Here is a 25,655-nt window from a genome sequence, read left to right on the forward strand (position 1 = left end):
AGCAAAGATAGGTGTGAGATTTAGAAATTAATAAAAATAAAGATTAACATTAACATTAACAAAGATAAGTAAGAAATTATTCGTATTATTTAGGGGTGGTTTCTTATCAAACTTATAATTAGATTATACAAGGAGGAGATAAACTTGGTAATATTAATGAGAAATTAATGCAGAATGGATTTAAAGATATAGAGCATATAACTGGTAGAAAAAAAGACGCTAAAAATTTCAAAATACCTAGAAACATAGATTTAGTAATGGTTCTGGTAGATTATGTAGGTCACCAATTAACAAGGATAGTTAAAGAGGAATCAAGAAGATGCAATGTTAAGATTGTATTTTCCAAACGTTCTTGGACACATATGGAAAAGAAAATCCAGGAGTGCGCTAAAGAGCTTTCAGGCGTTGAGAAAGTTGTTATTTAGTTTTAGAATAAACCAAATTAATCATGATGTAGTTTAAAAAAGGATTTGATAAATAATGATTAATAAAAGAAAAGAGATCAATCACATTAGAGATAAATTAATACAAAGAGGATATAAACTTACTAAAGCCAGACTTAAAATTATTGAGGTATTTTGTGAAAATGATTGTCTTATGTATGCCGATGAAATTTACAAAAGAGTAAGAATCAAGAGTGTGGGACATAGCATCAGTACTATCTATAGGAATATTGCAATATTAGAACAGATTGGTGTTTTGAAAAAGATATATATATCAAATACTTGCTATTACAAGTTAGAAAAAACAGAAAAACATGTGTTCAATATACATGCTAAATGTGTTAAATGTAATAAAATAATAGATATAAACGAAGAAGAAATATCAGAGAATTTGGATAGTTCTATAGAAAAGTTTAATAGAAAACAAAAAAATGAAATTAAAAGTACAAATGTTATATTATCAGGAGTTTGTAAGGAGTGTGAAATGATACCCTAAATTAGAAGGCAATCAAAGGAAACATTATTTTATTAAAGAATTTAGATTTAGGAGGGATGTTGCAAAATGCTAATAAAAATATTGAAAAGATTAGCTCAGGGTGGAGTATACTCAAATAAATTAATGGCAAAAGAATTGGGAGTAGATGAAAGCTTGGTAGAACAAATGATAACTCAACTTCAAAAATTAGGCTATATTGAAAAAGAAGATATGGGGAATTGTTCGTCAGGTTGTGATTGTGGAAGCTCAAAAAAGGGTAGTTGTTGCGGTAATCAAGATATAGGAATAAAAATGTGGAATATTACTGAAAAAGGTAAGAAGACAATATTGGTGTAGTATTAGCAATAATGTAGATTTTTGTTGATACCAGAATATTATAGTTACCATCCATTAGTGAAACCCTTGATTAATTAATTAATTAATTAATCAAGGGTTTTCTTATGCTTTAATTTTGTTAGATAAGAATAGATCAGTAAATAAAAAAAATTTATAAGTATGGGATAAGTTAAAAGACAGTGATTACAATAAGAAAATTTTCTAAAAAAGTTTATATTTTGTTTATACTTAGTTTAGGAAATATCTAGGATTACATTTTATAATTATATTATTGGAAAATAAAATCATCACTTTCCCATCTACAATATTAATGACTTAAGAAGGAGATTTATGATACCAATGAATTATCTCTTTGTTATAATATGTAATCCAATTATAAAGGTGGAGACTTACCTTCTAAAATGTTATGTAGCCATTAAAAAATAGGGCGGTGATTTCAAATGAAAAAAGTAATACTTATTATATTTGTTTTAGTGATAACAAGCATAATAATAATATTTTCAAATAACGTTAAGACATATGTACAAGGAGAAAATAGAGGTTTAAATCAAAATATATATAATTTTCTAGAGGATGTAGGGAATCGAAAAGAGGTTTATGATGCTGCCATAAAATTAAATAAGGGCAGTTCAGCAAACACCTGTGTTTATTTTATAGCTGAAGTCCTAAGGCATAACAATTTTAATGTACCTGAGGAAACAAGTAATATAGAGCAAATTTTACCTTTGTTAGAGAAGGATGGATTGAAAAAACAAAGGAATTATGAGAAATTAATGCCGGGAGATATTTGTTTCACCACAGATGGCAAGGGGGATAAAAATGGCATGCCAACTCATACATATGTATTTATGAAGTGGGTAAAGGATGGAAACTATGATTATGCCTATATATGTGATAATCAAGCTAAGGATTATAAAGGAAAAGTATATCATATTCGGAATATAAATGTTATAGACAGATCAAATGGTTTTGATAAAGATGCTTTTGCATTCTTCATGGAATGACTTAACTGTAAAATTATAAGAAATTTGGAGGTAAAATGATTAAAACATTATTTGCAATGAATATTATAGTAATAATAACAGCATTATTTTTTATGGTTAATGGAATTAAGTATTTTAAAAATGATGAATCCAATAAAAAAGGTATTGAATGTATACTTTTGGGTAGTTGTATTTCAGGTATATGTATCGTTATAGTTGCAATACTTTTGGTTCCAACATTTTTCCTGATTTAAAAATAATTTATTAATATTTGTTTAAAAAATCTCCCAAGTTAATTACATGCTGTTCATATGTTCCAAAGCCTATTTTACATTTTTCATTGAAAACTTCAACATTATAACGAAGTTTTCTGCCTTCTATTGCTATAAGTGTTGCATTTACAGTAACTTTCATGTTAACAGGTGTTGGGTTTATATGTTCAATATTAATTTTAGTTCCCACAGGCCTGTAATTTTTTGGTATATTGGGAATTACTAAATGTGTTGCTGTGGCTTCAATATATCTAACCATACTAGGCGTAGATAAGGTAATGACACCTATATTTCCAATAAAGTCTGCTGTATCTTCTGGGTTTACTATATATTCATTAATGAGACTTTCTCCAATTTTTAAAATAGTATTAAAATTCATTAAGCGTTCATCCTTTCATAACGTTTTTTCTTTATATCAACATGAATTATACCATAAATTAATGATGATGAACTAAAACCTCAAATAACTACTATTGAAATTTGCATTGTATTGAAGTATACTAAATGTGAAAGCGGTAACATATTTCAGAAAATTAAGTTTAAATGACATTTGAGCAAAGAAGTTTCTTATCTGTGTTATACATGGGTTAAAAATTTGTTTATTTGAAATTTAGAGAGCGTACCTTAGGAGTTTTCAGGGTTATAAGGAGGGCTAAAATGACAGTGACTATAAATGATATAGCTAAAGAGGCAAAAGTATCCCATGCTACTATATCAAGGGTTTTAAACAATTCAGGTTATGTAAAAGATGAAACAAGAGAAAGGGTTCTAAAGGTAATAAAAGATCTAAATTATACGCCTAGTGCTATAGCTAGAAGCCTATCTACTAGTAAAACAAATACTATTGGCGTTATAGTTCCTGATATAAACAATGTGTTTTTTGGAGAAATTATTAAGGGTATTACTCAAATTGCTGATGAGTTTAACCTAAATATAATTCTTTGTGACACTGATGAGGATAAAAACAAAGAACTAAAAGCTATTAATCTTCTTAAGCAGCAAAGAATCCAAGGACTTTTAATAACTCCAACCTTTTACAAGGATTCGGATAATAGTCAAAACTTAAATGCTCTTAAAAACTTAGGAATTCCAATAATTTTAATTGATGGTCATGTTGAATATCTTGACTTTAGTGGAGTTTTTATAGATCACATAAAGGGTGCTTATGATGGAACTATTGCACTAATAAAAGCAGGACACAGAAAAGTAGCTATAATTACAGGGGATATGAATTCTAGACCAGCAAAAGAGAGATTGATTGGGTATGAAAAAGCATTAGAAGCTAATAACATTCCTATAGAAAATGAATATATTTTTTGTGGTGATTATAAATATGAAAAAACTTACGAAATCACAAAGCAAATATTAAAAATGGATAATAGACCTACTGCGATTTTTGTAAGTAGTAATACCATGATTTTAGGATGCATAAAAGCTTTTTACGAACAAAAGCTAGATATACCAGGCGATATGGCGATTATCGGTTTTGATAAGCTTGATGTATTAAATATAATAGGAATGAACATTAGTTTTATTAATGGGCCATCTATCGAACTTGGTAGGATTGGTATGAAAATGTTATTAGAAAATTTAAATAGTAATGGAATCACAGAAATTAAAAGAAGAACGATTTTGCCAGAGCTTGTCTTAAAAGGATCAGAAAGGTATATAGAAAATAAATCTATAAAATAAGGGAGAAGATTAATATGAAAATAGAGCAATATATAGACCATACATTATTAAAACAACAAGCTAGCGAGGAAGATATTATAAAAGTTTGCGATGAGGCTAAAGAATACGGATTTGCGTCAGTATGTGCTAATGCATATTATGCACCACTCGTAAGTAAACAATTAGAAGGAACTAACGTAAAAACTTGTATAGTTGTTGGATTTCCACTTGGAGCTACAACTAAAGAAGTGAAAGCATTTGAAGCAAAACAAGCTATTGATAATGGCGCACAGGAAATAGATATGGTAGTTAATGTTGGTGCTATAAAATCAAAGAAATTTGACACTATAAAAGATGAAATTAAAGCAGTAGTTGATGTTGCCAGAGGGAAAGCAATAGTAAAAGTAATAATAGAGACTTGTCTTTTAACGGACGCGGAAAAAGTTTTAGTATGCAAAATAGCTAAAGAAGCTAACGCAAACTTCGTAAAAACTTCAACGGGATTCTCAACAGGAGGAGCGACAGTTCATGATGTAAAACTTATGAGAGAGACTGTAGGACCTGATATGGGAGTTAAGGCTTCTGGAGCTGTAAGAACAGCTGAGGATGCAAGAGTAGTTATTGAATCTGGTGCTAGTAGAATAGGGGCTAGTAGTTCTATAGCGATTGTTAAGGGAACTGAGAAGCTCAATTCAAATTAATAATTATCGGGGGCGTGTATCATGAGAATGTATAATTTAATAATGAAAAAAAGAGACGGAAATGAACTTTCTAAAGAAGAAATAAATTTCTGCATATCTGGATATACGAAGGGATCTATTCCAGACTACCAAGTGTCAGCACTACTTATGGCTATATATTTTCAAAAGATGGATAAGAGAGAAACAGCAGATTTAACAATGGCAATGGTTAATAGTGGTGAAACCATTGATTTATCTGCAATTAAAGGTGTAAAGGTTGATAAACATAGTACTGGCGGGGTAGGAGACACAACTACACTAATTCTTGGACCCATTGTTGCAGCAGCGGGGGTACCAGTTGCAAAGATGTCAGGAAGAGGCCTTGGACATACTGGAGGAACTATTGATAAACTAGAATCTTTTGATGGATTCAATGTTGCTATGTCAATTGAAAGGTTTATTAAAAACGTGAATGAAGTTAAAATTGCTATAGGTGGTCAAACTGCTGATTTAGCACCAGCAGACAAACTTCTATATGCACTTCGTGATGTTACCGCAACTGTTGATAATATTTCTTTGATTGCAGGAAGCATAATGAGTAAAAAAATAGCTTCAGGAGCGGATGCTATAGTACTTGATGTAAAAACAGGCAATGGTGCATTTATGAAAAATGAAGATGATGCTTTTGAACTTGCTAGAGAAATGGTCGATATAGGTACGAATGTTGGTAGAAATACTATTGGTGTAATAACTGATATGGACCAACCATTAGGGTACGCAGTTGGTAATGCTTTAGAAGTAAAAGAAGCTATAGATACATTAAAAGGGGAAGGCCCTAAAGATCTTACGGAACTTTGTTTAACTCTGGGAGCGCATATGCTTGTACTAGGAGAAAAAGCAAAGAACACTGTAGAAGCAAGAGAAATACTAAAGGATATTATAAAATCAGGAAAAGGTTTGCAAAAACTAAGAGAACTTGTGGTAGCGCAAGGTGGTAATCCAGCTTATGTGGATGATCCATCTATATTTCCAATGCCAGCTATTGTAGAGAAAGTTATATCAAATCAGGTCGGGTATGTAAAAGCAATAAAAGCTGACAACATAGGAATTGCTGCTTTAAATTTAGGTGCTGGACGTGAAACTAAAGAGAGCATTATAGATTTATCAGTAGGAATTGTTCTTCATAAAAAAATTGGAGATTTTGTAAAAATGGGAGAAGCTATTGCTACAATATACGCTAATAATAATGAAAAACAAAAAATATCTACCCAAATGGTGTTGGATGCATACGAAATAGTAGATTGTAAAACCGTAGCTAAACCATTAATTAGAGGGATTGTTACAAAAGATGGTATTATCAAATTCTAAAGAAAAATATTCCAATTAGAAAAGGATAGAGGGCATTATACCCTCTATTTTTTCTTCCCATAATTTCACAAGGTCAAGAAAAGTATATATTACTGAAAATGAATTTGAGTTAATGTATTCATTTGGGTTACAATGTATAAAGATGGGAGGGATGCATAATGAATATTCTAATTGTAGAAGATGAACAGGATATAAGAGAGTTGTTAGAGATTCATTTATCAAAAGAAGGATATAAGATTTTCACAGCAGAAGACGGCATGCAAGCTTTAAACATATTTAATAGTAAAGATATAGACATTGCTTTGCTTGATGTTATGATTCCAAAAATTAATGGATTTAATGTTTTGAAAAAGATTAGGGAAACTAGTGACATACCAGTAATATTTATAACTGCAAGAGAAGAAGAGTCGGATAAAATACTTGGTCTTGGACTAGGTGCAGATGATTATGTATTAAAACCATTTAGTCCTATTGAAATAATTGCTCGGGTTAAAGCTCAATTAAGGCGTTATTATAAATATTCTAATAAAACTCATAAAACAGAAATAATAATTGGAGAGCTAACACTAGACAAAGAAAGTTGTTGTATTTATAAAAACAACTTAGAGCTCGCTTTGAACCCAAAGGAATATAGAATGCTTGAGTTTATTATAGAGAACCCGGGAAAGGTATATACTAAAAGGCAGCTATATGAAATAGTTTGGAAAAACCCATATTATGGAGATTCTAATACTATTATGGTACACATAAGTCATATAAGAGAAAAAATAGAGGATGATCCTAAAGATCCTAAATATTTGAAAACAATAAGAGGTATAGGATATAAAATGGAACAAAATCATGATTAACAGAAAGAAATTAAAGAAAATAGGCATTTATTTTAAAAGTAAAAAGATGGCTACTCAATTATTTAAGAATTATATCTTATTTTTGGTTATTTTAGTAGGAATATTCATGTTAACTATGGCCGCTTTATTGTTTTATCTTTCTCTTAATTCTGTGAATTCACCAACAGACAATACCACGGCAGAGTATATTATAAAACAAAATTATAAGGATATTAAAGTAATAAACTTTATAAAGTCAAAGGGTTATGTTGAAGTGCTGGATAAAAACTTAGTTATTGTTATGGAAAATGGAAGTAAACATAAAGTAGGGTTTAAATACTCACAAAAATATTATAATGATATGATTAACAATAACTTAAAGGATGGCTATTTTTATTCTAGTAAGCATGGAGAGAGTAAAGACTTTATTTTAATTACGGCTATGCCGAACAGTATTTTTGACACCTATATTTGGGGACTTGAACATAAAGAGCAATTGGAACAAAATGGATCAACTACAATAAGAAAACCAACTTTTTTAGAAATATTTCCTTTTATAATATTTATATTTTTACTATCAACAATGCTACTTTATGCTAAACTTACATCAATGATTTTTGTCAAACCATTAAAAAAACTTTTACAAGGAGTTAATACTATAAAAAATGGTGAATATTCTGCGAGGGTTGAAATTAATTCTGTAAATGAAATAGGTCAACTACAAGACGCGTTTAATCTAATGGCCGAAAAAATACAGAAAGAAACATTATTAAAGAAAAAAGCAGAACATAACAGGAAAAGAATGATTCTTGACATATCTCATGATTTAAAAAATCCATTGACAAGTATATTGGGGTATTCAGAATTCTTATTAGAGAACGATGATATTACATTAGAAGATAAAAATAAGTTGCTAAAGGTTATTAATAATAATAGTATACGAGCAAATGACTTGATTCAAGATCTATTTGAATTCTCCCGTGTTGAAAGTACGGAATATAAATTAGATATGGGTTATCATGATATTGGTGAGTTTTTAAGAGAACTTATTGCAGGTTATGTTCCAATTATGGAGCAAAATGGTGTGTTATATGAATTTGATATTACAGAAGATGAAGTAAAAATTTTATTTGATAAAAAAAATTTAGATAGAGCCTTAAGTAACCTTATATTAAATAGTATCAAATATAATAATCCTGGTATTACTATTAGCATTAAGCTTTTAGTAGATAACGGAAATGCCTTGATAATTATTGAAGATGATGGAGTAGGAATATCTAAAGATTTTGAAGGAGATATTTTTGAGCCTTTTGTCCGCGAAGATGTTACAAGAAACTCCAAAACTGGTGGTACAGGGCTTGGACTTGCAATATCAAAAGCAATAATTGAAAAACATGGAGGCAATATATGTTTAGTAAAAGATACAGATAAAGGTTGTAAATTTATCATCAAACTGTGATATAACTAAGGTTAAAAATAATTATAAACAAAGGAGGCGATCATTTGGACAGGTCAAAACAATTAGGGGAAGAAAGTATAGGTAAGTTACTAATGAAATTCTCTATTCCAGCCATTGTAGGCATGTTAGTTAACGGTTTATATAATGTTGTAGATAGAATATTTGTTGGACGTGGTATAGGGGAACTTGCACTATCAGGAGTTACAGCAACATTTCCCGTATCTCTTATTATAATGGCATTTGCGATGCTTGTAGGAATTGGAAGCGCTTCACTTATATCTATAAAACTTGGGCAACAAAAAAAGGAAGAGGCAGAGCATATATTAGGGAATGCCTTTACCCTTCTAATTATAACATCTCTTATAGTAACCGCTTTAGGACTTATATTTTTAGAACCAATGTTATTAAAATTTGGGGCAAGTAAAGATACATTGCCATATGCCAAGGATTACATAAGAATAATATTAATAGGAGGAATTTTTCAAAGTGTAGGGTTTGGACTGAATAATACTATAAGAGCTGAGGGAAATCCACGGGTTGCTATGTTTACAATGCTAATTGGAGGAGTGTTAAATATTATCTTAGAGCCAATTTTTATTTTTGGATTACATATGGGAACTAGAGGATCAGCTATAGCAACTGTTATCGCTCAAAGCGTGAATACTATATGGGTATTATATTATTTCTATGGTGGAAGCAGTGTATTAAAGATTCACTACAAAAATTTAAAACTAAATGCAAAGGTTGTAGAAAGCATTTTTGCTATAGGTATGTCTCCATTTTCAATGCAAATCGCCGCAAGCGTAACGACTATTATTTCTAATAGAAATTTAGTTCAATATGGGGGGGATTTGGCCCTAGGAGCAATGGGGGTTATTATGAGTGTGGTAATGATGGTGTTAATGCCTACTTTTGGGATTAACCAAGGTTGTCAACCAATTATAGGATACAATTATGGAGCAAAAAAATATGAACGTGTAAAACATGCTTTAAAATTGGCAATACTTGGAGCCTCAGCTATAACTACAACTGGATTTATAATAGTACAGTTATTTCCAAAACAAATTATAAGTATATTTAATAATGACCCACAGCTAATTGCAATAGGTAGTCATGGAATTAGAATATACTTGTTTATGCTTCCTATAATAGGTTTTCAGATAGTTAGTTCAAACTATTTTCAAGCTATGGGTAAAGCCCAAGTAGCTATATTTTTAGGATTAAGCAGACAGGTAATACTTCTTATACCATTACTATTTATTCTTCCAAGGTTCTTTGGTTTAGATGGTGTGTGGATGTCAGGACCTAGTTCAGATTTATTAGCTTCAATTATTACAGGCACGTTTATTTTTGTAGAAATAAAACATCTAAATAAGTTGCGTGGTGAAGCAAAGGATTTAATTACAGAATAAAAATCACTTAAACGGCTAAAGCCCTGAATTCCAAAGGGCAAAGGCCGTTTATTTTTTATTTCTTTTTATTAAGTTCTTTTTCAAGACTTTTAATACGGTTTTCTATTTTTTTTAAAGCATTACAATAATCTAATAAAGAACTTTCAACGTGATTATTAGTTTTGAAAATATTGTACAATTCTTTTCCTATATCTCTGTAGAGATCTTCCATACTATCTTCTTCAGTATGAATTTTATATTTAAGTTTGGATATCTCAATAAAATTTTCAGACTTGTTAGATATTACTTCAAAACCATTGCTTATTGAATTCTTAATTTTGTATAAATTAGGTGGTGAAGGCATAACATTCCCTCCTTTTATGTTATAATTTAAATTAATAGACTTATTAATATATTATTTAATGTAACGTATATATGTGACTAGAAAATGCTAAGATAATAATTTATCTTTATTTTCTTATAATTTATATGTAAAATTGTCAATTTTAATATGGTGGTGATGTTGTGAATAATCAAGAAAAACCAATAGGATTTTTTGACTCAGGAGTTGGTGGGCTAAGTGTGTTAAAGGAATCCTTGAAAGTACTGCCTAATGAAGATTTTGTGTATTTTGGGGACTCTTTAAATGCACCCTATGGAACTAAAGATGTAAATGAGGTTAAAAAATTAACTTTTCAGGCAGTGGATTTTCTTTTAGATAAAGGAGTTAAAGTAATAGTAATTGCGTGCAATACAGCTACGAGTGCAGCTATAGATGCTTTAAGGAAAAAATACACGGACATACCTATAATTGGTATAGAACCAGCACTAAAGCCGGCTGTAGAGATTAGCAGGGGGAAAAGCATAATTATTATGGCTACTCCCATGACTTTAGCTGAAAAGAAATTTAGTAATTTAATGAAGTTGTACAATAACGAAGTGGATATAATACCTCTTCCTTGTGCTGGGCTCGTTGAACTTATAGAAAATGGAATAATAGAGGGAGATCAAGTTGAAAAATATTTAAAAGAAAAGCTCAAGAAATTTGCGCAAATAGACGTAGCAGCTATAGTCCTTGGATGCACTCACTACCCATTTATAAAAAGAGAATTAGCTAAAATAGTTGGGAGGAGAACTATTATAATTGATGGTAGTATAGGTACTGTAAATCAACTAAAAAGGCAACTTACCTTTAATAATCTTTTAAATGAAAAGAAAACAAAGGGTATAGTAACTATATATAATTCTTCTAAAAGTATGAGTGCAATTGATTTAAGTTATAAATTATTAAAATTATAACTCATTTTTGTTTATAGGTTTTGTCATTTATCACTTTAAAAAAATAAAATTTATGTATTTACATTAATATTAGTTATAGCAATATCATGACTATGTGAATAAAATGTATTATACAATAAACAACAGAAATAAGGTGATGAAATGAAAGTGTTTAAGTTGAAAAAGAACAATGAACACCAAATAGGTCATGATATATTTAATATGAAAATTGAAGAGAGAAAAAAAATCAATTGTATAGTTATCAATAATCCAGCGCAAAGTAATTGTTTATGTATTATAAATCATCTAGTATGTGAACTCGCAGAAAATAAAAATATTGCACATTTAGTAATCGCAAGTGAGGATAAAGTCTTAAAAGAGATAACTACATTTGGTAATTTAAATGTTGGTTATAAATATGATATAGCAGAGGCTAACGGAAATCTAGAAATAGATATAGTTAATATTGATAAAAATCAAGAGGTAGACATGCTAGATGACCATTTTTTAATAATACTTCCAGGAGGAAATCTTCATATAGAATTAGAAGAACCTCAAGGCACGATGAGTTTACAAATAAGTGTCGACCAGCAAATTATTTAATTTTTTACAAGGTAGATCTTCTAAAAAAATAACTAGCATTTTTACTAGTTATTTTTTTTATTATGACTTATATATATAAAATAGTAAATAATATAATATGTGATATAATTTATAAAGACTACATAATAAAAGGAGAGATAAATATATGAATCCAATAGTAACGATTAATATGGAAGACGGTAAAATAATAAAGGCAGAATTGTACCCTGAAGTCGCACCGAATACAGTAAATAATTTTATTAGCCTTATAAACAAGGGTTTTTATAATGGAATTACTTTTCACAGAGTAATACCAGGATTTATGATTCAAGGTGGCTGCCCTGATGGAACAGGCATGGGTGGACCAGGATATTCAATAAAAGGTGAATTTTCTCAAAATAAATTTAAAAATGATTTAAAACATTCTACAGGTGTTTTATCAATGGCTAGATCTAATGATTTAGATTCAGCAGGAAGTCAGTTTTTTATTATGGTAGCTAATTCTCCTCATTTAGATGCAAGTTATGCAGGTTTTGGAAAAGTAACAGAGGGAATGGAATATGCTTTAGAAATAGCCAACGTAAAAAAAGATTTTAGTGATAAACCCAAAAAAGAGCAAAAAATTAAAAGCATGAGCGTTGACACTTTAGGGATTAAGTATAGTGAGCCAGAAAAAATCTAATAACAACAATCATCTAATTATAAAAAATAGAAAATTGTAGGGGGAATATAGCGTGGAGATTATTAATGAAAAACTTATCCTTGCATATGGACTTACAGGAATAGAAAAAGAACAACTTAATAGTTTGTTATCTGCGCAACATATATTACCTTGCAAAGTAATAGAGAAAAACATGGGCAACGTAACAATTAAAGAAATACTAAATAATATAGAAAGTAAAAAAAATAATATAGATTTACCTGAGGAAAAATTACTTCTATTTAATAATTATAATGATAAGCAGTTGTATGATTTAATTGATGATATAAGACAAATTAAAGATGTTAATACAATACTAGCTGCTGTTACACCAACATCTATAAATTGGACAGTCAGTTATCTCATGGATCATTTAATTCAAGAAAGAGAAGCTTATAAAAAAAGAGAATAAAGTACATGATAATAGACCAGCATATTTATTTGCTGAATTATTGAATGTTTAAAACCATAAAGTATAAATCTTCTGCATTATTGCAGAGGATTTATATTTTTTAATATACACAATTGAAAAATATTAAACAAAGGGTTTTTATATAGGCAAGAAATGGTGTAAAATTGTAATTAGATATTTAATAATTAATTATTAAATTAGAAAGGTGGAGAATTATGAGCAGAGCAGGAGATAGGATTAAAGAGGTTAGAGAGGCAAAAGAAATAAGCCAAAAACAATTAGGTAAAAAAATCGGAGTTTCTGAAAGTTTTATTAATGAAATTGAACTGGGAAGAAAAGTTATAAATGAAAAATTGTTAGAAAAAATATCGAAAATATTAGGTGATGAAATAGAAGATACTTCAGTAGCTTTTCAAGATGTTGAGTCTGTAGAAGAAAGAAAACCTAAGTTAGAAAAACCTAGCGCTGGAAACGTAAAAGAAGTTTGGAATGATGCGTTTAGTTCAATTTTAAAAGATGTATCTATTTATAAATATGATTTAGCTAAAGCTATTGGTATAAGGCAAATGCCTATAATATCAAATAAAGTGGAAGGATATGCAATAGATAAAGTATTGTTTTTAGAAATAGAGAATGACGATATGCTTGGGTTTAGAATTTGTAGCGGAGATATTGCTTTCGCTCATTTGACACATGAAATAGAAAATAATGCTATTGCACTAGTGGATTATAATGGAGAGAGAGTAATAAGACAAATAAAAACATTGGGCAGTAATAAAATATTGTTAATTAGCAATAGAAACTCATTAAAGACTGATACAATTAACCATACTGAGCTTAAAGTAATTGCAAGATTAGATAGTGTAGAATTTAAGGTATAAGATTACAACTGAGATGAGGATTATATGTCTTAAAAATAAAAGCACACCCGTTATTAAAAAGGGATGTGCTTTTTGTTTTGAGATTTATTTTTTTAAAATATATTAGATAAGTAAAAATCATCATTAATTATAGTGATAAATCAACCAAATAATCCATAAATTAATAATTAATCTTATTAACGAAACATTATTGGTAGTTTATAGTATATAATATACATTAAATAGATAATTTTAGTGGGACGTTAATACAATAACCCATTTAATAATTTAGTAAAGAAAACAAACAATAGAAGAAGGAGGGTATAATGTCATGAAAGGAACAGTAGTAGCTACTTGGATGAAAACCTGTAGAAAGCTTTATAGTGATGAGATTGTTAATAATGCTATGGAATCTGTGGGGTGGAATTCACGTAAGATATTTTCACCTGTAGAGAATGTAGATGATGGACAAGTTAAAAATGTAATTGGGAACATATCAAAAAAACAAAATATAACTATTGAAGAATTATGGAGAACCATAGGAAAAGATAATATAAGCGCTTTTCATAGGGACTTTCCTGCATTTTTTGAGACTGAAAATGTATATTCATTTTTAAAATCGCTATTTGATATACATGTGGTAATGACAAAGAAGTTTGATGGGGCTAAGCCACCACTTGTAGGTATAAAACCTATTTCTAGTCGTGAGGCTATTTTTACTTATAATTCGAAGAGAGCAATGTTTGATTACTTCCTGGGGCTTTTAGATGGGACTTGTGAGTACTTTAATGAGAAAATTGATATAAAACAATTAGAAAAAACAACAGACAGTTTAAGTTTAAAACTTACCTTTGAAAAGGATATTTATTATAAAAAAACATATAAAATAAATAAAATTTTATCTTTAGGCTTTATTAAAAGTATACATGGGAAAGTAAGTCTAGTTACCTTCCTTATAGCTTTGATTGGGTCATTTGCAATAATGGGAGCAGCTGATATTATAAAAGTGTTAGAGATAGCGGTGATCTCAGGAGCCGCATCATTCCTAGCATCTTTTATAATGGGAAGACCTAAAAATCTAATTATGCAAACTATAGATCAAATTAATAACAATAATTATGTTGAAGATGGTGACATAGTTACTGGCGATGAATATGAGGACTTATATAAAAAACTTAAGGAATATAAAAAAGGATTTAGAGCAGATTTCGTTGATTTTAAGGGTGTAACCGATGAAATGGATAATTTCGCGCAAAATATAAATGTAATTTCACATACAATGAACAATACATCAGAGGATATATCAGGGGTAGTTGAGCAAATGGCTAGCTGCTCAGTAAGCCAAGCAGAGAATACTGAAAATGCGGTTTCAATTTTGAATGATAATATTAGAGCGCTTAGTGATATTGTTAAAAATGAAAATGATAATAAGGATGAATTAGAAAAAGCAATTGTAAAGATTAATAAAAGCTATGAAAGTGTTAATAGTACAAGTAAAAATATACTTGGAACACTAGAAAAATTTCAAGAGGTTAAAGATAATGGTGTTAAGTTAGAAACAAAGGCTCATGACATAACAAACATAGTATCAATTGTTTCTCAAATTTCAGAGCAAACAAATCTACTTGCCCTTAATGCATCTATAGAGGCTGCTCGTGCTGGTGAACAAGGGAAAGGTTTTGCTGTAGTTGCTGATGAAGTGAGAAAGCTGGCAGAACAATCGAAGAGCGCTGTAGAAGAAATTAATAGCAATTTGATCCAGTTTGTTAAGGATATAAATACACTTGTTAATAAAATTGGTGACCAGTATGATATTCTTCAAAATGAGACTAAGGGACTTGAAGAAGTAAGAGATATAAGTTACGAAGCTACAATGTCTGTTAGAACAGTTTCTACGGCAATGATAAATACTATAAATGATTTAGACAGAGAATCAAAATCTATTACAAACATATATGAAACAATAGAATCTCTAGCTGCAATTGCTGAGGAAAGTTCTGCATCTTCAGAAGAGGTAAGTGCAAGTGTTGGAAGTTATACTAATGAAATAAAAAAACTTATTGATAGTATATTTGAATTTAAAAAGATAACAAGCTCATTTAAAGATGATTTAAAAAAATATAAAATATAGCTTTTATTGATGGGGGTCAGGGGGATTAAGGTGGGACAATTACAAAAGAATGTAGTATCACAAGAATGGAAGGATGTTTTTAAGAGAGGGCTATTTGGACTAAGCATACCCTTAATAAGTATTTCATACCCAATATTAAATCAAAACAGAGGGAATTATAACTCCCTATTTACATTTGTGGATGAATTCATACCTTTTAATAAATTTTTTATATTACCTTATGTATCTTGGTATATGTTTATAGTAGTTTTTTCTGCTTTTTTATGTGTATTAGATAAACAAAGGTATATAAAATTACTTATAACCTTAAATATAGGCATGATCACATCTTATATAATATTTTATTTTTATCCAACATATGTTCCAAGACCCATAATAACGCGAACAGATTTCTTCAGTAATTTGGTTTCCAGTTTGTATGCAGTTGATAAACCTTATAATTGTTTTCCAAGTATTCATGTTTTAGATTCTGTATTAATAGCAATGTACACCTGTAGATCAGAAAAGGTTGGCAAATTGATTAAAGTAATTTGTGGGGTTATGGCCATTTCTATAATTTTGTCTACTATGTTTATAAAACAACATTATTTTGCAGATGTTATTGCAGGTATTATATTCGCTTGTATATTATACTTTTCTGTTGAAAATGTAAAGTTAAATTTTGACAAAGATAAAAACATTACATATATAGAATAGATAATAGAAAGTCCCTATGATTTTAAAATCATGGGGACTTTTTATTGATAGAGTAATTAAATTTTTATACTCCGCTTAAATCAAATTTAGGAATAAAGGCTTTAGATGAAGTCCCATTTTCTTGAATAAAGCACTTGGTTATGCCTAAATCTAGGCAGTAGTTTATTAGAGTTTCATAATGATTAGGATTTAGGACCTTGTTTATTTCAGGATACTCGGATAGATCTTGCATAGGGGTATACTGATTCATTAGGCTAATATATACACTATCATTAAAAGTATTATATATAAAGTCTATTACTTTTTTAGAGTCAAATAATAATCCAGGTAACATCAGATGCCTTATTATTACTCCCTTTAGAATAATCCCACTATCATCAAAAGTGTTTATTCCTACTTGTGAAACCATTTCTGTAATAACTTTGCGTGTTACATTAAAATAATTAGGAGCATTTGAATATTTAAGAGCATATTTATCTTTATAATATTTTAGATCTGGTAAATAAACATCAATAAGACCTCGGAGTGACTTAATTGTATCTATATTTTCATATCCATTTGAATTATAGAGAATAGGAATATTAAGTCCCATATCTTTCGCGAGTTTTAAAGCCTCTATTATTTGCGGGACATAGTGGGTAGGCGTAACTAAATTTATATTAAGTGCTCCTCTTTCTTGTTGCTCCAGAAAGATTTCAGAAAGCCTATTTATTGATACTGTTTTTCCATTGCCCTCATGACTTATTTTATAATTCTGACAAAACACACATCTCAGATTACAATTGGAAAAGAACACAGTACCAGAACCCTTTGAGCCTGAAATACAGGGTTCTTCCCAATGGTACAAGCTGACTTTAGCTATTTTTACATCCTTAGAAGCTCTGCAAAAACCTAATTCCCCTTCTAATCTATTAACTAAACATTTTCTAGGGCATAAATTACATTTTCCTAGTAGTTTTAAAAAGTTTGAATTGCTTAATTTTAATGAATTGTTAATCATCTTTATCTCCTTGTTTTATAAATCCATGTACCTTAGCTTATATAAAAATTGTACAGTTCAATATATATAATGTCAATTCTGCTTTTTAGTAGTTTTTCTATAAAATATAATACATTGAATTAAAAATATAAAACTTATTGCACCAAAACCAGGATAAAGAACTTTTATTAAGGTTTTAAAACCAATTTGAGAAATTGGTAGCGCGAGCACAAGTATTATTAGAACAGCTTTTTTATAAGAAATATTAAATTTTTTCTCCAAAGTTTTTCCCACACTATAAATATTAGAAACTTCAGTTGAAAACATTTCACACCAAATTACACAAAGTAGAAGAATCTGCATAAGCATTCCAAAACGGTTTGTTATATACAAAAGTGGAATTTCGTATTTGAAAATTTGAGGTATGTTAAGGAGAAGCATTATATTTATCAAATAGCATAATATGGTTAGAACTAAGGCTCCTAATATAACTCCAGGAATAAGAATACGTTTATATTTAATTTCTTGACTTAGTGGAACTAGCACACCACTACAACTTAGCATATTAAAACCAGAATAGAGCAAGGCTGAAAAAAACCACTGAGCAGGGATTATGTTGCTTTTATAGGAGGGAATTTGTTTTATATAGGTAGTACTTACCATATCTTTGTATAATACTAAATATAATACGAATATAGTTATTACAATTGTAGTAAGAGTTGGTACTATAAAGGAATTAATAGTTATTAATCCTTTAGTGTCCTTAAGTACAGTATATAAAGTGATTATTGCCATAAGCAAAATTCCAACCCATTTTGAAACACCAAAATATTGATGAAGAAGTGCACCGCTTCCAGCTAATATTATAGCAGCACCACTAATTAAGAAAAAACCTGTGAAAATATCTGTAATCACGCCGAAGAAACCTGGGCTTACAAGGGTTATAAGCTCAGTATAGGAGCTTAATTTATGTTTCAGACTAATAGACACTATAATTGAACTTATAACAATATAGATTAAACAACATATAAGAATTCCCCAGAAGCTAACATATCCATAACTACTGAAAAATTGGGTTATCTCCTGACCAGAAGCAAGCCCAGCACCTACTATAGTACCAATAAATACAGCTGCTGTTTGAAAAATTGAACCGATTGTTTTTTTCAAAATATCTCCTCCATAAATTATTAAAATAAGTGCTTATTTAAATAAGATGCTTATATTTATAAATATATGTGTGTTTTTTAGTAAAAAATCACGATTTTAATAATAAATGATGATTTTATAAATTAAAAATTAATTTAGAGGGAAACTATAATTATCATAATTAATATAACTTTATATATTTTAAAGATATTTATGATTATCATAAATAAATTAAAACTCAATTAAAAGGAGTGGAGATATTGAAAAAAATTTTAAGTTGTTTAATAATATTTTTTTATGCTTTTTCTTTAATAGGATGCTCTAATAAAGGGAAAGAAGAAAAACCCGAAATTAATGCTTTTGAAATTAAAACAGCAGGTAATATAGTAGATAGTTATATGAGTTTTATAATGAAAGGAGATTATGAAAGCGGTAAAAAATTATACACAAAGATTTTATTTGAAAAAGCTTCTAATATGCCAATTAGTGATATGCAAATAAAGGGCTATAAAGTTACAGAAAGCAATGAGGTTGGTAGAACTGGAATTTTTAAGGTTAGAGTTACAAGAACGTCTATGGATAGTTCATTATCTTGCTTGGATGAATATTCTATTAAAATTGTCAAAGATGGAGCTGAATACAAAATAAGTGAAGTTACTAGTGAAGCACAAAAGGAAGCTTTTGTAGAAAGCATAGGCATTAGATTCCGAAATAAAAAAGATGTAAAAACAAATTTAATTATTGATAAAGCTGGACTTCCTAAATATGCATACTCAAAAGACGATGGTTCACAGTTATACAAAATTATGGTTCCAGTAAAAGAATTTAGTTCTATAAATTATAATTATGTAGGAGACAAACTTGCAGTTAGTAGCTATAATAAAAATTCTTTCATAGGTGTTATTAGTATTGATGAATCCCTAGCTGTTCAGGGAAATGCTGGAAGTTCATCGGAGCAATCAAAGCAAGATGGAGGGTCTGGCGAGGTAGCTAAGGAAAAACCAATTGGTAAGCAGTTAATAGCAATGGATTTATTAATAGATTCTAAAGTTGAATTTATGACCTTCTCCTTAGATGAAAAGTTTTTACTTGTACAATATAACAAGGAAAACATGGGCAAATGTATTAGGGTTTATCAAGTAGAAAGCGGAGATATGATCCCAGTTGACTTTCAAAAAGACTATCCTATAGAAAAGGTTGAAATGGTGTTCTCTTCCTTTGGGCAGGATACAATGACTTTTGAAGTGATACCTAGATCAAAAGTAAATAGTTCAGAAGCAGATATTGTTGGTAAATGGAAATTAAATTTGAAAGATTTCACTATAGATAAATTATAAGTTATGCTCTCTTTATGAATAATAAGGTATAATTAATATATGTTTTAAATTTTAAAATAAATAATTAGTTTAATATCTAGTTATTTATTTTAATTGTCCTTAAATAAAGAGAGGAAGAGATTAGTATTGAAAACATGGAATGATAAAAGATACCATAGTTTGAATTATTTTTTAAGAGAAAAATTTGGTGATAAAGTTAGTAAAATTGCCTTAGACGGTGGATTTTCTTGTCCTAATAGAGATGGAACTATTAGTAACCTCGGATGTTTGTTTTGTAGCGAAAGGGGTTCAGGAGATTTTGCTGGAAATAGAATTTTTTCTATTACAAAGCAATTTGAGGATATAAAGCTTATGATGAGAAAAAAGTGGAAAACAGAAAAATATATTGCCTACTTTCAAGCCTATACAAATACTTATGCAACAATAGAGATATTACGAGAAAAATATGAGGAGGCAGTATTGCAGGGAGGGGTAGTGGCTCTTGCAATAGCAACTAGACCTGATTGCTTAGATAAAGCTGTATTAGACCTTATAGAGGAATACTCTCATAGAGTGTACACATGGGTAGAACTAGGGCTTCAAACTCGAAATGATGAAAGTGCAAAAATTATTAATAGAGGTTACAAATTATCAAGATTCGAAGAGGCTTTAAGTGAACTTAATAAAAGAAACATAGATGTTGTGGTGCATACTATTTTTGGTCTCCCTGGGGAAAGCACTGAGGAAATGTTAAAAACAATAGACTATGTTGCTCATAAAAACGTAAAAGGAATAAAAATGCATTTGCTTTATCTTTTAGGAAACACACCAATGGTTGACATTTTTGAGCAAGGAAAGCTTAAATTCATGGAACAAGCTGAGTACATAGATGTAATTTGTAGGTCAATTACTATGCTTCCGCCTGAAATGGTTATTCATAGATTAACAGGAGACTCACCAAGGGATTTGCTAATAGGTCCTATGTGGAGTTTGAAAAAATGGGAAGTATTAAATGCTATAGATGATAAATTAAAACAATTAGATTTATATCAAGGAAAGAATTTTAATTTATAAATAAACACATTGAAAATTAAAACCAATTTAGGAAGTGAAATATTATGAAAATAGATATAATAGTTTCTGCAGATGATATAAAAAAGGAAAAAATAAAAGATAAAACAGTGATAGTAATTGATATGCTTAGGGCAACTAGTGTAATAACTACTGCAATTAATAACGGATGTTTAGGGGTAATCCCTGTTTTGACAGTGGAGGTCGCAGCTGAGATTGTAAGAAATAGTAAAGATGAGTTTATGCTTGGAGGAGAGAGAAATGCATTAAAAATAGAGGGCTTTCACTATTCGAATTCACCTCTAGAATACACTAAGGATACCATACAAGGCAAAAGACTTGTTATGACTACTACTAATGGTACAAAAGCTATAAAAGGCTGTGTTGGCGCGAGTAACATTCTAATAGGTGCCATGGTAAACGCTAAAGCTACAGCAAAAAAAGTAGTATCTTTAAATAAAGATGTAGTAATAGTTAATGCGGGAACTTATGGTGAATTCTCCATAGATGATTTTCTGTGCAGTGGGTACATAATAGATTGTATATTAAAATTAGTACAAGCAGAGCTATCAGATATAGCTATAACTTCACATTACATCTATAAAAACAATGAAGATATTCATAGCTTTATAAAATATGCCAGCCACTATAAAAGGATTACGGAGCTAGGCTTAGAAGCAGATTTAGAATACTGCTGCAAAAAAGATATTATAGATATTGTTCCAGAGTATAAGGATGGGATTATAATTTAAGTGAATTATAAAGTAATAAAAAGTATATATTACTCCAGATGCTTTCACTACGCCTAGGAATTCTAAAATTTATTTTATTTACATTTGCTAAAAAACTCAAACTCGCTATCGCTCAAACAATGAGTTTTTCTTCACGCAGCTATAAATAAAATAAATTAGAATTGCTAAGGCTTGTTCAAATGCATTTTACGTAATATATACTTTTTTTATTCCACAGTAGCTCAAGTGGATAGACCTGGAATATAGATATGCGATATAGTATGATCTTTCTCCATAGTTATTCAAAATAAGAAGAGCAGAAACATTGAAAATCCATTTAGTAATTCTTCTTTTGCCAATATAAAACTCTCGTGAGACTTCCTGTAAGGAAGGCTAGCGAACCGGCTGTAAGCCGAATGTGAGAGCATAACAATTAATAATTGTTATGTCCCCCAGAGAAATACCCAGAGGTAAAGAAATTTATATTGGCAAAAGATTAGAATTATTTAATGGAATTTCACGTTTCAAGCTCTTATTTTGCATAACGTAGGAGAAAGATCATAGGATGCACCTTTTTTTCTATACTACTTGGAATATGTAGAATTTTAAGTAGTAAGATTCATCAGAATTCCATAGTATAGGATGGTCTGCTGCTTGAGTTCTGAATTCTACTTGTCTAAGTGTCCTTTTAGCATCCAATGCTGCTTCAGCTATTGTATCTCTAAATAAATCAGGGTACATAAAATGAGAGCATGAGCAAGTTACAAAATATCCGCCCGGTTTAACTAATTTAATACCACGTAGGTTTATTTCTTTGTATCCTCTTGTAGCACCATCTATAGTAGAACGTGACTTTGTAAAAGCTGGGGGATCTAGTATTACTACATCATATTGTCTTTTATCTCTTGACCATTGCCTTAGAACGTCAAAGGCATTATGGCATTCAAATTTAACTATATCCGATAGTCCGTTGAGTTCTGCATTTTTTCTTGAATATTCTACTGCATATTCAGAAATATCTACTCCAAGTACACTTTTAGCTCCAGCTATACCTGCATTAAGCGCAAAGGAACCTGTGTGTGTAAAACAATCTAAAACATCAGCATCCTCGCATAATCTGTGGATAGCAGCTCTGTTTTCCTTTTGATCTAAGAAAAATCCAGTTTTTTGACCATTTGCAATATCAACATAATATTTAACTCCATTTTCAACAATTTCTATAGTTGTATCGAAAGGTTCTGTTAAAAATCCAGTTATTTGCTCCATTCCTTCGAGAACACGTACTCTAGCGTCACTTCGTTCATATACACCCTTTGCAGCATATTCCTGAGTTAAGAGCTTAACTACTATATCTTTGTATTTGTCAATTCCTAGTGCTAAAGACTGAATAACATAATAGTCTTCATACTTATCTATAATCATTCCAGGTACAAAATCTGCTTCTCCAAACAAGAATCTACAGCTCGAAGTATCAATAACTGTTTTTCTATACTGCCAAGCAGCGTGAAGCCTTTTTCTAAAAAACTCTTCGTCAATTTCTTCGTTAATATCTCTTGTCATTATTCTTATTGCAATTTTAGAAACATCATTTATGAATCCTTTTCCTATAAATTCACGTCTGAAATTGTATACTTCTATTATATCTCCATTTTCATACTCACCATCGAAATTTTCTATTTCATTGGCATATATCCAAAGGTGTCCATTTTCCGCATTTCTACCTTTACCTTTATATAAGTAAAATTTACAAGTCATTTTAAATCCCTCCTGTATTCTTTAGGGGCATAAATCAATTTTAATAACTAAATATCAAGTTATTTATCTATAGTATTATAACACACTGAATTACTTTGTAATATGAAATAAATAAAAATGTTTTGACATAAGGGCAATTATAAATTACACTTGTATATGTGCCATTTTTTAATCTATACATGAATTAAACACAAACATATGAAAAATTGCATATATTTTCATTAATCTAAAATTAACATAGTCAATTAAACTATTAAAAACATAATTATATGACTAGAGTGACTTTCATAATGTAAAAATTATAAATATATAAAATCGTATTATAGTAAGGAGAAAAACAAATGAGTAGATTAGTAGTAAAAAATATGAGCCATGGATTTGGTGACAGAGTAATATTTCAAGATGTATCTTTTAGATTACTTAAAGGGGAACACATAGCACTAATAGGGGCTAACGGAGAGGGTAAATCAACCTTTATGAACATTATTACTGGCAAGCTTATGCCAGATGAAGGAGAAGTTGAGTGGTCAAGTAGTGTAAGGGTTGGTTATATGGACCAACATACTGTTTTGGAAAAGGGAAAAACTATTAGGGAAGTCTTAAGGGGTGCTTTTAAATATCTTTTTGACTTAGAAGAGGAAATGATTAACGTAACTGAGAAAATGGGAGAGGCAACCCCAGAGCAACTAGAAAAGTTACTGGATAGGATGGGAGTAATTCAAGATCAACTTGATAACAATGGATTTTATGCTATTGATTCTAAGATAGATGAGGTAGCTGCAGGAATTGGACTTAAAGATGTTGGTCTTGAAAATGATGTTGCAGATTTAAGTGGTGGACAAAGAACAAAAATTCTTCTTGCAAAGCTTTTATTAGAAGCACCAGATGTTCTGCTACTTGATGAGCCTACTAACTTTTTGGATGAGACCCATGTAGAGTGGCTTAAGAGATATCTTCAAAATTATGAAAATGCATTTATCTTAATATCTCATGATATTGAATTCCTAAAAGGTGCAATTAATATAATATATCATGTGGAAAACAAAAAATTAACTAGATATATAGGTTCATATGAAGAATTTTTAAGAGTTCATGAAGCTAAAAGAAAGCAAATGGAATCTGATTTTGAAAGACAGCAAAAGGAAATTACAAGACTAGAGGTATTTGTTGCTAAAAATAAAGCAAGGGCTTCTACAAGTGGCATGGCAAAATCAAGACAAAAGAAATTAGATAAAATTGATAGAATGGAAGTTACAAAAGATAAACCAAAACCACAGTTTACTTTTAAATCTGCAAGAGCTTCTGGTAAAATAATATTTAAAACTAAGGAATTAGTTACTGGTTATGATACTCCATTGTCTAAACCATTAGATTTATATATGGAAAGAGGACAAAAGATTGCTTTAACTGGTGCCAATGGTGTTGGAAAAACAACATTATTAAAGAGTCTTATGGGTGATATCAAGGCTGTTTCAGGTCATACAAATTTAGGTGATTATCAATATATAGGATACTATGAACAAGAAATAAAGGGAGTCAACCGAAATAATTGTATTGAAGAATTTTGGCAAGAATTCCCAAGTCTTACGCAGGGACAGGTGAGATCTGCACTTGCTAAGTGTGGACTTACTACAAAACATATTGAAAGTAAAATTACCGTGCTTAGTGGTGGAGAGCAAGCGAAAGTAAGACTTGCGAAACTATTAAACAGGGAAACTAATATATTGATATTAGATGAACCTACCAATCACTTAGATGTAGATGCTAAAGCGGAACTAAAGAGGGCTCTAAAGGAATATACAGGAAGTATACTTATAGTATGTCATGAGCCAGAATTTTATCAAGACATAGTAACAGATGTTTGGGATTGTGAAGAGTGGACAACTAAAATCGTATAATTTACCATAAAAAAGAGCTAGAATAATTTCTAGCTCAGGTTGTTTACAAACCCAGTATAATTTTTTATTATACTGGGTTTATTTTACATGTAGTTATGCGATAGCATTTTGAATTATGAATGAGTTAGAACAAAACACTATATTTCGCATTAGAAAATCAAAAAACATAGAAGA

At 29.9% G+C, this 25,655-nt stretch carries 27 protein-coding genes; 22 read left to right on the top strand and 5 right to left on the bottom strand.

What is annotated here, in order from left to right:
* Positions 1-125 precede the first annotated feature (125 nt).
* The 5 genes from VIM70_RS21790 to VIM70_RS21810 all read left to right on the top strand — a co-directional run bounded on the left by VIM70_RS21790 (position 126) and on the right by VIM70_RS21810 (position 2,512).
* The gene (locus VIM70_RS21790; protein WP_331947904.1) at positions 126-425 is read left to right on the top strand and encodes a DUF2325 domain-containing protein; all 300 of its coding nucleotides are present in this window, start codon (positions 126-128) and stop codon (positions 423-425) included.
* Between the two features lie 55 nt (positions 426-480).
* On the top strand, positions 481-939 hold the full coding sequence (locus tag VIM70_RS21795; protein ID WP_331947878.1) for a Fur family transcriptional regulator: 459 nt from the start codon (positions 481-483) through the stop codon (positions 937-939).
* Between the two features lie 66 nt (positions 940-1,005).
* Complete coding sequence (locus VIM70_RS21800; protein ID WP_331947879.1) at positions 1,006-1,275, top strand: FeoC-like transcriptional regulator; 270 nt, start codon at positions 1,006-1,008, stop codon at positions 1,273-1,275.
* Positions 1,276-1,715: 440 nt separating this feature from the next.
* Complete coding sequence (locus VIM70_RS21805) at positions 1,716-2,279, top strand: hypothetical protein (RefSeq protein ID WP_331947880.1); 564 nt, start codon at positions 1,716-1,718, stop codon at positions 2,277-2,279.
* A gap of 35 nt (positions 2,280-2,314) precedes the next feature.
* Entirely contained in the window at positions 2,315-2,512 is a 198-nt protein-coding gene (locus tag VIM70_RS21810; RefSeq protein ID WP_331947881.1) for a hypothetical protein, read from the top strand.
* Between the two features lie 10 nt (positions 2,513-2,522).
* Here the strand turns inward: VIM70_RS21810 and VIM70_RS21815 are convergent, their stop codons facing one another.
* Positions 2,523-2,909 (bottom strand): thioesterase family protein, encoded by a 387-nt coding sequence (locus tag VIM70_RS21815; RefSeq protein WP_331947882.1) that lies wholly within the window; start codon positions 2,907-2,909, stop codon positions 2,523-2,525.
* A gap of 278 nt (positions 2,910-3,187) precedes the next feature.
* Here VIM70_RS21815 and VIM70_RS21820 point away from each other — a divergent pair, with 278 nt between their 5' ends.
* From VIM70_RS21820 to VIM70_RS21845, 6 genes are all read left to right on the top strand, one after another.
* Complete coding sequence (locus VIM70_RS21820) at positions 3,188-4,222, top strand: LacI family DNA-binding transcriptional regulator (protein WP_331947883.1); 1,035 nt, start codon at positions 3,188-3,190, stop codon at positions 4,220-4,222.
* A 14-nt stretch (positions 4,223-4,236) separates the two neighbouring features.
* Positions 4,237-4,902, top strand: a complete 666-nt coding sequence (gene deoC, locus VIM70_RS21825) for a deoxyribose-phosphate aldolase (protein WP_331947884.1) — start codon at positions 4,237-4,239, stop codon at positions 4,900-4,902.
* A gap of 21 nt (positions 4,903-4,923) precedes the next feature.
* The gene (locus tag VIM70_RS21830) at positions 4,924-6,249 is read left to right on the top strand and encodes a pyrimidine-nucleoside phosphorylase (RefSeq protein ID WP_331947885.1); all 1,326 of its coding nucleotides are present in this window, start codon (positions 4,924-4,926) and stop codon (positions 6,247-6,249) included.
* A gap of 158 nt (positions 6,250-6,407) precedes the next feature.
* Complete coding sequence (locus VIM70_RS21835) at positions 6,408-7,097, top strand: response regulator transcription factor (RefSeq protein WP_331947886.1); 690 nt, start codon at positions 6,408-6,410, stop codon at positions 7,095-7,097.
* A 589-nt stretch (positions 7,098-7,686) separates the two neighbouring features.
* Positions 7,687-8,535: a HAMP domain-containing sensor histidine kinase gene (locus VIM70_RS23500; RefSeq protein WP_414648739.1), complete on the top strand. Its 849-nt coding sequence runs from the start codon at positions 7,687-7,689 to the stop codon at positions 8,533-8,535.
* A 44-nt stretch (positions 8,536-8,579) separates the two neighbouring features.
* A complete protein-coding gene (locus tag VIM70_RS21845; protein ID WP_331947888.1) occupies positions 8,580-9,947 on the top strand; it encodes an MATE family efflux transporter in 1,368 nt (455 codons plus the stop codon).
* A gap of 55 nt (positions 9,948-10,002) precedes the next feature.
* Here VIM70_RS21845 and VIM70_RS21850 read toward each other — a convergent pair whose 3' ends face one another.
* Positions 10,003-10,290 (bottom strand): hypothetical protein, encoded by a 288-nt coding sequence (locus tag VIM70_RS21850; RefSeq protein WP_331947889.1) that lies wholly within the window; start codon positions 10,288-10,290, stop codon positions 10,003-10,005.
* A gap of 161 nt (positions 10,291-10,451) precedes the next feature.
* Between VIM70_RS21850 and murI the strand changes: the two genes are divergently transcribed.
* The 7 genes from murI to VIM70_RS21885 all read left to right on the top strand — a co-directional run bounded on the left by murI (position 10,452) and on the right by VIM70_RS21885 (position 16,585).
* Positions 10,452-11,225, top strand: a complete 774-nt coding sequence (murI, locus tag VIM70_RS21855; RefSeq protein WP_331947890.1) for a glutamate racemase — start codon at positions 10,452-10,454, stop codon at positions 11,223-11,225.
* A gap of 141 nt (positions 11,226-11,366) precedes the next feature.
* Positions 11,367-11,807: a hypothetical protein gene (locus VIM70_RS21860; RefSeq protein WP_331947891.1), complete on the top strand. Its 441-nt coding sequence runs from the start codon at positions 11,367-11,369 to the stop codon at positions 11,805-11,807.
* A 145-nt stretch (positions 11,808-11,952) separates the two neighbouring features.
* Positions 11,953-12,468 (top strand): peptidylprolyl isomerase, encoded by a 516-nt coding sequence (locus VIM70_RS21865; protein ID WP_331947892.1) that lies wholly within the window; start codon positions 11,953-11,955, stop codon positions 12,466-12,468.
* A gap of 52 nt (positions 12,469-12,520) precedes the next feature.
* On the top strand, positions 12,521-12,898 hold the full coding sequence (locus VIM70_RS21870) for a DUF3783 domain-containing protein (RefSeq protein ID WP_331947893.1): 378 nt from the start codon (positions 12,521-12,523) through the stop codon (positions 12,896-12,898).
* A 215-nt stretch (positions 12,899-13,113) separates the two neighbouring features.
* Positions 13,114-13,779, top strand: coding sequence for a helix-turn-helix domain-containing protein (locus VIM70_RS21875; RefSeq protein ID WP_331947894.1), 666 nt, complete (start codon positions 13,114-13,116; stop codon positions 13,777-13,779).
* 310 nt (positions 13,780-14,089) lie between these two features.
* The gene (locus VIM70_RS21880) at positions 14,090-15,889 is read left to right on the top strand and encodes a heme NO-binding domain-containing protein (RefSeq protein ID WP_331947895.1); all 1,800 of its coding nucleotides are present in this window, start codon (positions 14,090-14,092) and stop codon (positions 15,887-15,889) included.
* 30 nt (positions 15,890-15,919) lie between these two features.
* Positions 15,920-16,585 (top strand): phosphatase PAP2 family protein, encoded by a 666-nt coding sequence (locus tag VIM70_RS21885; RefSeq protein WP_331947896.1) that lies wholly within the window; start codon positions 15,920-15,922, stop codon positions 16,583-16,585.
* Positions 16,586-16,649: 64 nt separating this feature from the next.
* Here the strand turns inward: VIM70_RS21885 and VIM70_RS21890 are convergent, their stop codons facing one another.
* Both VIM70_RS21890 and VIM70_RS21895 read right to left on the bottom strand, forming a co-directional pair.
* Positions 16,650-17,585, bottom strand: a complete 936-nt coding sequence (locus tag VIM70_RS21890) for a radical SAM protein (RefSeq protein ID WP_331947897.1) — start codon at positions 17,583-17,585, stop codon at positions 16,650-16,652.
* A 72-nt stretch (positions 17,586-17,657) separates the two neighbouring features.
* Positions 17,658-18,734, bottom strand: a complete 1,077-nt coding sequence (locus VIM70_RS21895) for a transporter (protein ID WP_414648740.1) — start codon at positions 18,732-18,734, stop codon at positions 17,658-17,660.
* Between the two features lie 236 nt (positions 18,735-18,970).
* On the opposite strand from VIM70_RS21895, the gene VIM70_RS21900 reads away from it, so the two are divergent.
* From VIM70_RS21900 to VIM70_RS21910, 3 genes are all read left to right on the top strand, one after another.
* The gene (locus tag VIM70_RS21900) at positions 18,971-20,047 is read left to right on the top strand and encodes a hypothetical protein (RefSeq protein WP_331947899.1); all 1,077 of its coding nucleotides are present in this window, start codon (positions 18,971-18,973) and stop codon (positions 20,045-20,047) included.
* A gap of 126 nt (positions 20,048-20,173) precedes the next feature.
* Positions 20,174-21,100, top strand: coding sequence for a TIGR01212 family radical SAM protein (locus VIM70_RS21905; protein WP_331947900.1), 927 nt, complete (start codon positions 20,174-20,176; stop codon positions 21,098-21,100).
* Positions 21,101-21,144: 44 nt separating this feature from the next.
* Positions 21,145-21,849 carry a 2-phosphosulfolactate phosphatase family protein gene (locus tag VIM70_RS21910; protein ID WP_331947901.1) on the top strand — a complete coding sequence of 235 codons (705 nt, stop codon included), beginning with the start codon at positions 21,145-21,147 and terminating at the stop codon, positions 21,847-21,849.
* Between the two features lie 558 nt (positions 21,850-22,407).
* Here VIM70_RS21910 and VIM70_RS21915 read toward each other — a convergent pair.
* A complete protein-coding gene (locus tag VIM70_RS21915) occupies positions 22,408-23,583 on the bottom strand; it encodes a class I SAM-dependent rRNA methyltransferase (protein ID WP_331947902.1) in 1,176 nt (391 codons plus the stop codon).
* Between the two features lie 341 nt (positions 23,584-23,924).
* On the opposite strand from VIM70_RS21915, the gene VIM70_RS21920 reads away from it, so the two are divergent.
* Positions 23,925-25,481 (top strand): ABC-F family ATP-binding cassette domain-containing protein, encoded by a 1,557-nt coding sequence (locus VIM70_RS21920; RefSeq protein WP_331947903.1) that lies wholly within the window; start codon positions 23,925-23,927, stop codon positions 25,479-25,481.
* Positions 25,482-25,655 lie beyond the last annotated feature (174 nt).

Source organism: Clostridium sp. (genome assembly GCF_036569345.1).
GTDB lineage: Bacteria > Bacillota > Clostridia > Clostridiales > Clostridiaceae > Clostridium_AD.

Bases quoted from the DNA above. Each gene is read 5' to 3' on its own strand.
- VIM70_RS21795 (WP_331947878.1), top strand. From the start codon at position 481: ATGATTAATAAAAGAAAAGAGATCAATCACATTAGAGATAAATTAATA.
- VIM70_RS21800 (WP_331947879.1), top strand. From the start codon at position 1,006: ATGCTAATAAAAATATTGAAAAGATTAGCTCAGGGTGGAGTATACTCA.
- VIM70_RS21805 (WP_331947880.1), top strand. From the start codon at position 1,716: ATGAAAAAAGTAATACTTATTATATTTGTTTTAGTGATAACAAGCATA.
- VIM70_RS21810 (WP_331947881.1), top strand. From the start codon at position 2,315: ATGATTAAAACATTATTTGCAATGAATATTATAGTAATAATAACAGCA.
- VIM70_RS21815 (WP_331947882.1), bottom strand. From the start codon at position 2,909: ATGAATTTTAATACTATTTTAAAAATTGGAGAAAGTCTCATTAATGAA.
- VIM70_RS21820 (WP_331947883.1), top strand. From the start codon at position 3,188: ATGACAGTGACTATAAATGATATAGCTAAAGAGGCAAAAGTATCCCAT.
- deoC (WP_331947884.1), top strand. From the start codon at position 4,237: ATGAAAATAGAGCAATATATAGACCATACATTATTAAAACAACAAGCT.
- VIM70_RS21830 (WP_331947885.1), top strand. From the start codon at position 4,924: ATGAGAATGTATAATTTAATAATGAAAAAAAGAGACGGAAATGAACTT.
- VIM70_RS21835 (WP_331947886.1), top strand. From the start codon at position 6,408: ATGAATATTCTAATTGTAGAAGATGAACAGGATATAAGAGAGTTGTTA.
- VIM70_RS23500 (WP_414648739.1), top strand. From the start codon at position 7,687: ATGATTTTTGTCAAACCATTAAAAAAACTTTTACAAGGAGTTAATACT.
- VIM70_RS21850 (WP_331947889.1), bottom strand. From the start codon at position 10,290: ATGCCTTCACCACCTAATTTATACAAAATTAAGAATTCAATAAGCAAT.
- VIM70_RS21860 (WP_331947891.1), top strand. From the start codon at position 11,367: ATGAAAGTGTTTAAGTTGAAAAAGAACAATGAACACCAAATAGGTCAT.
- VIM70_RS21865 (WP_331947892.1), top strand. From the start codon at position 11,953: ATGAATCCAATAGTAACGATTAATATGGAAGACGGTAAAATAATAAAG.
- VIM70_RS21875 (WP_331947894.1), top strand. From the start codon at position 13,114: ATGAGCAGAGCAGGAGATAGGATTAAAGAGGTTAGAGAGGCAAAAGAA.
- VIM70_RS21880 (WP_331947895.1), top strand. From the start codon at position 14,090: ATGAAAGGAACAGTAGTAGCTACTTGGATGAAAACCTGTAGAAAGCTT.
- VIM70_RS21890 (WP_331947897.1), bottom strand. From the start codon at position 17,585: ATGATTAACAATTCATTAAAATTAAGCAATTCAAACTTTTTAAAACTA.
- VIM70_RS21910 (WP_331947901.1), top strand. From the start codon at position 21,145: ATGAAAATAGATATAATAGTTTCTGCAGATGATATAAAAAAGGAAAAA.
- VIM70_RS21915 (WP_331947902.1), bottom strand. From the start codon at position 23,583: ATGACTTGTAAATTTTACTTATATAAAGGTAAAGGTAGAAATGCGGAA.
- VIM70_RS21920 (WP_331947903.1), top strand. From the start codon at position 23,925: ATGAGTAGATTAGTAGTAAAAAATATGAGCCATGGATTTGGTGACAGA.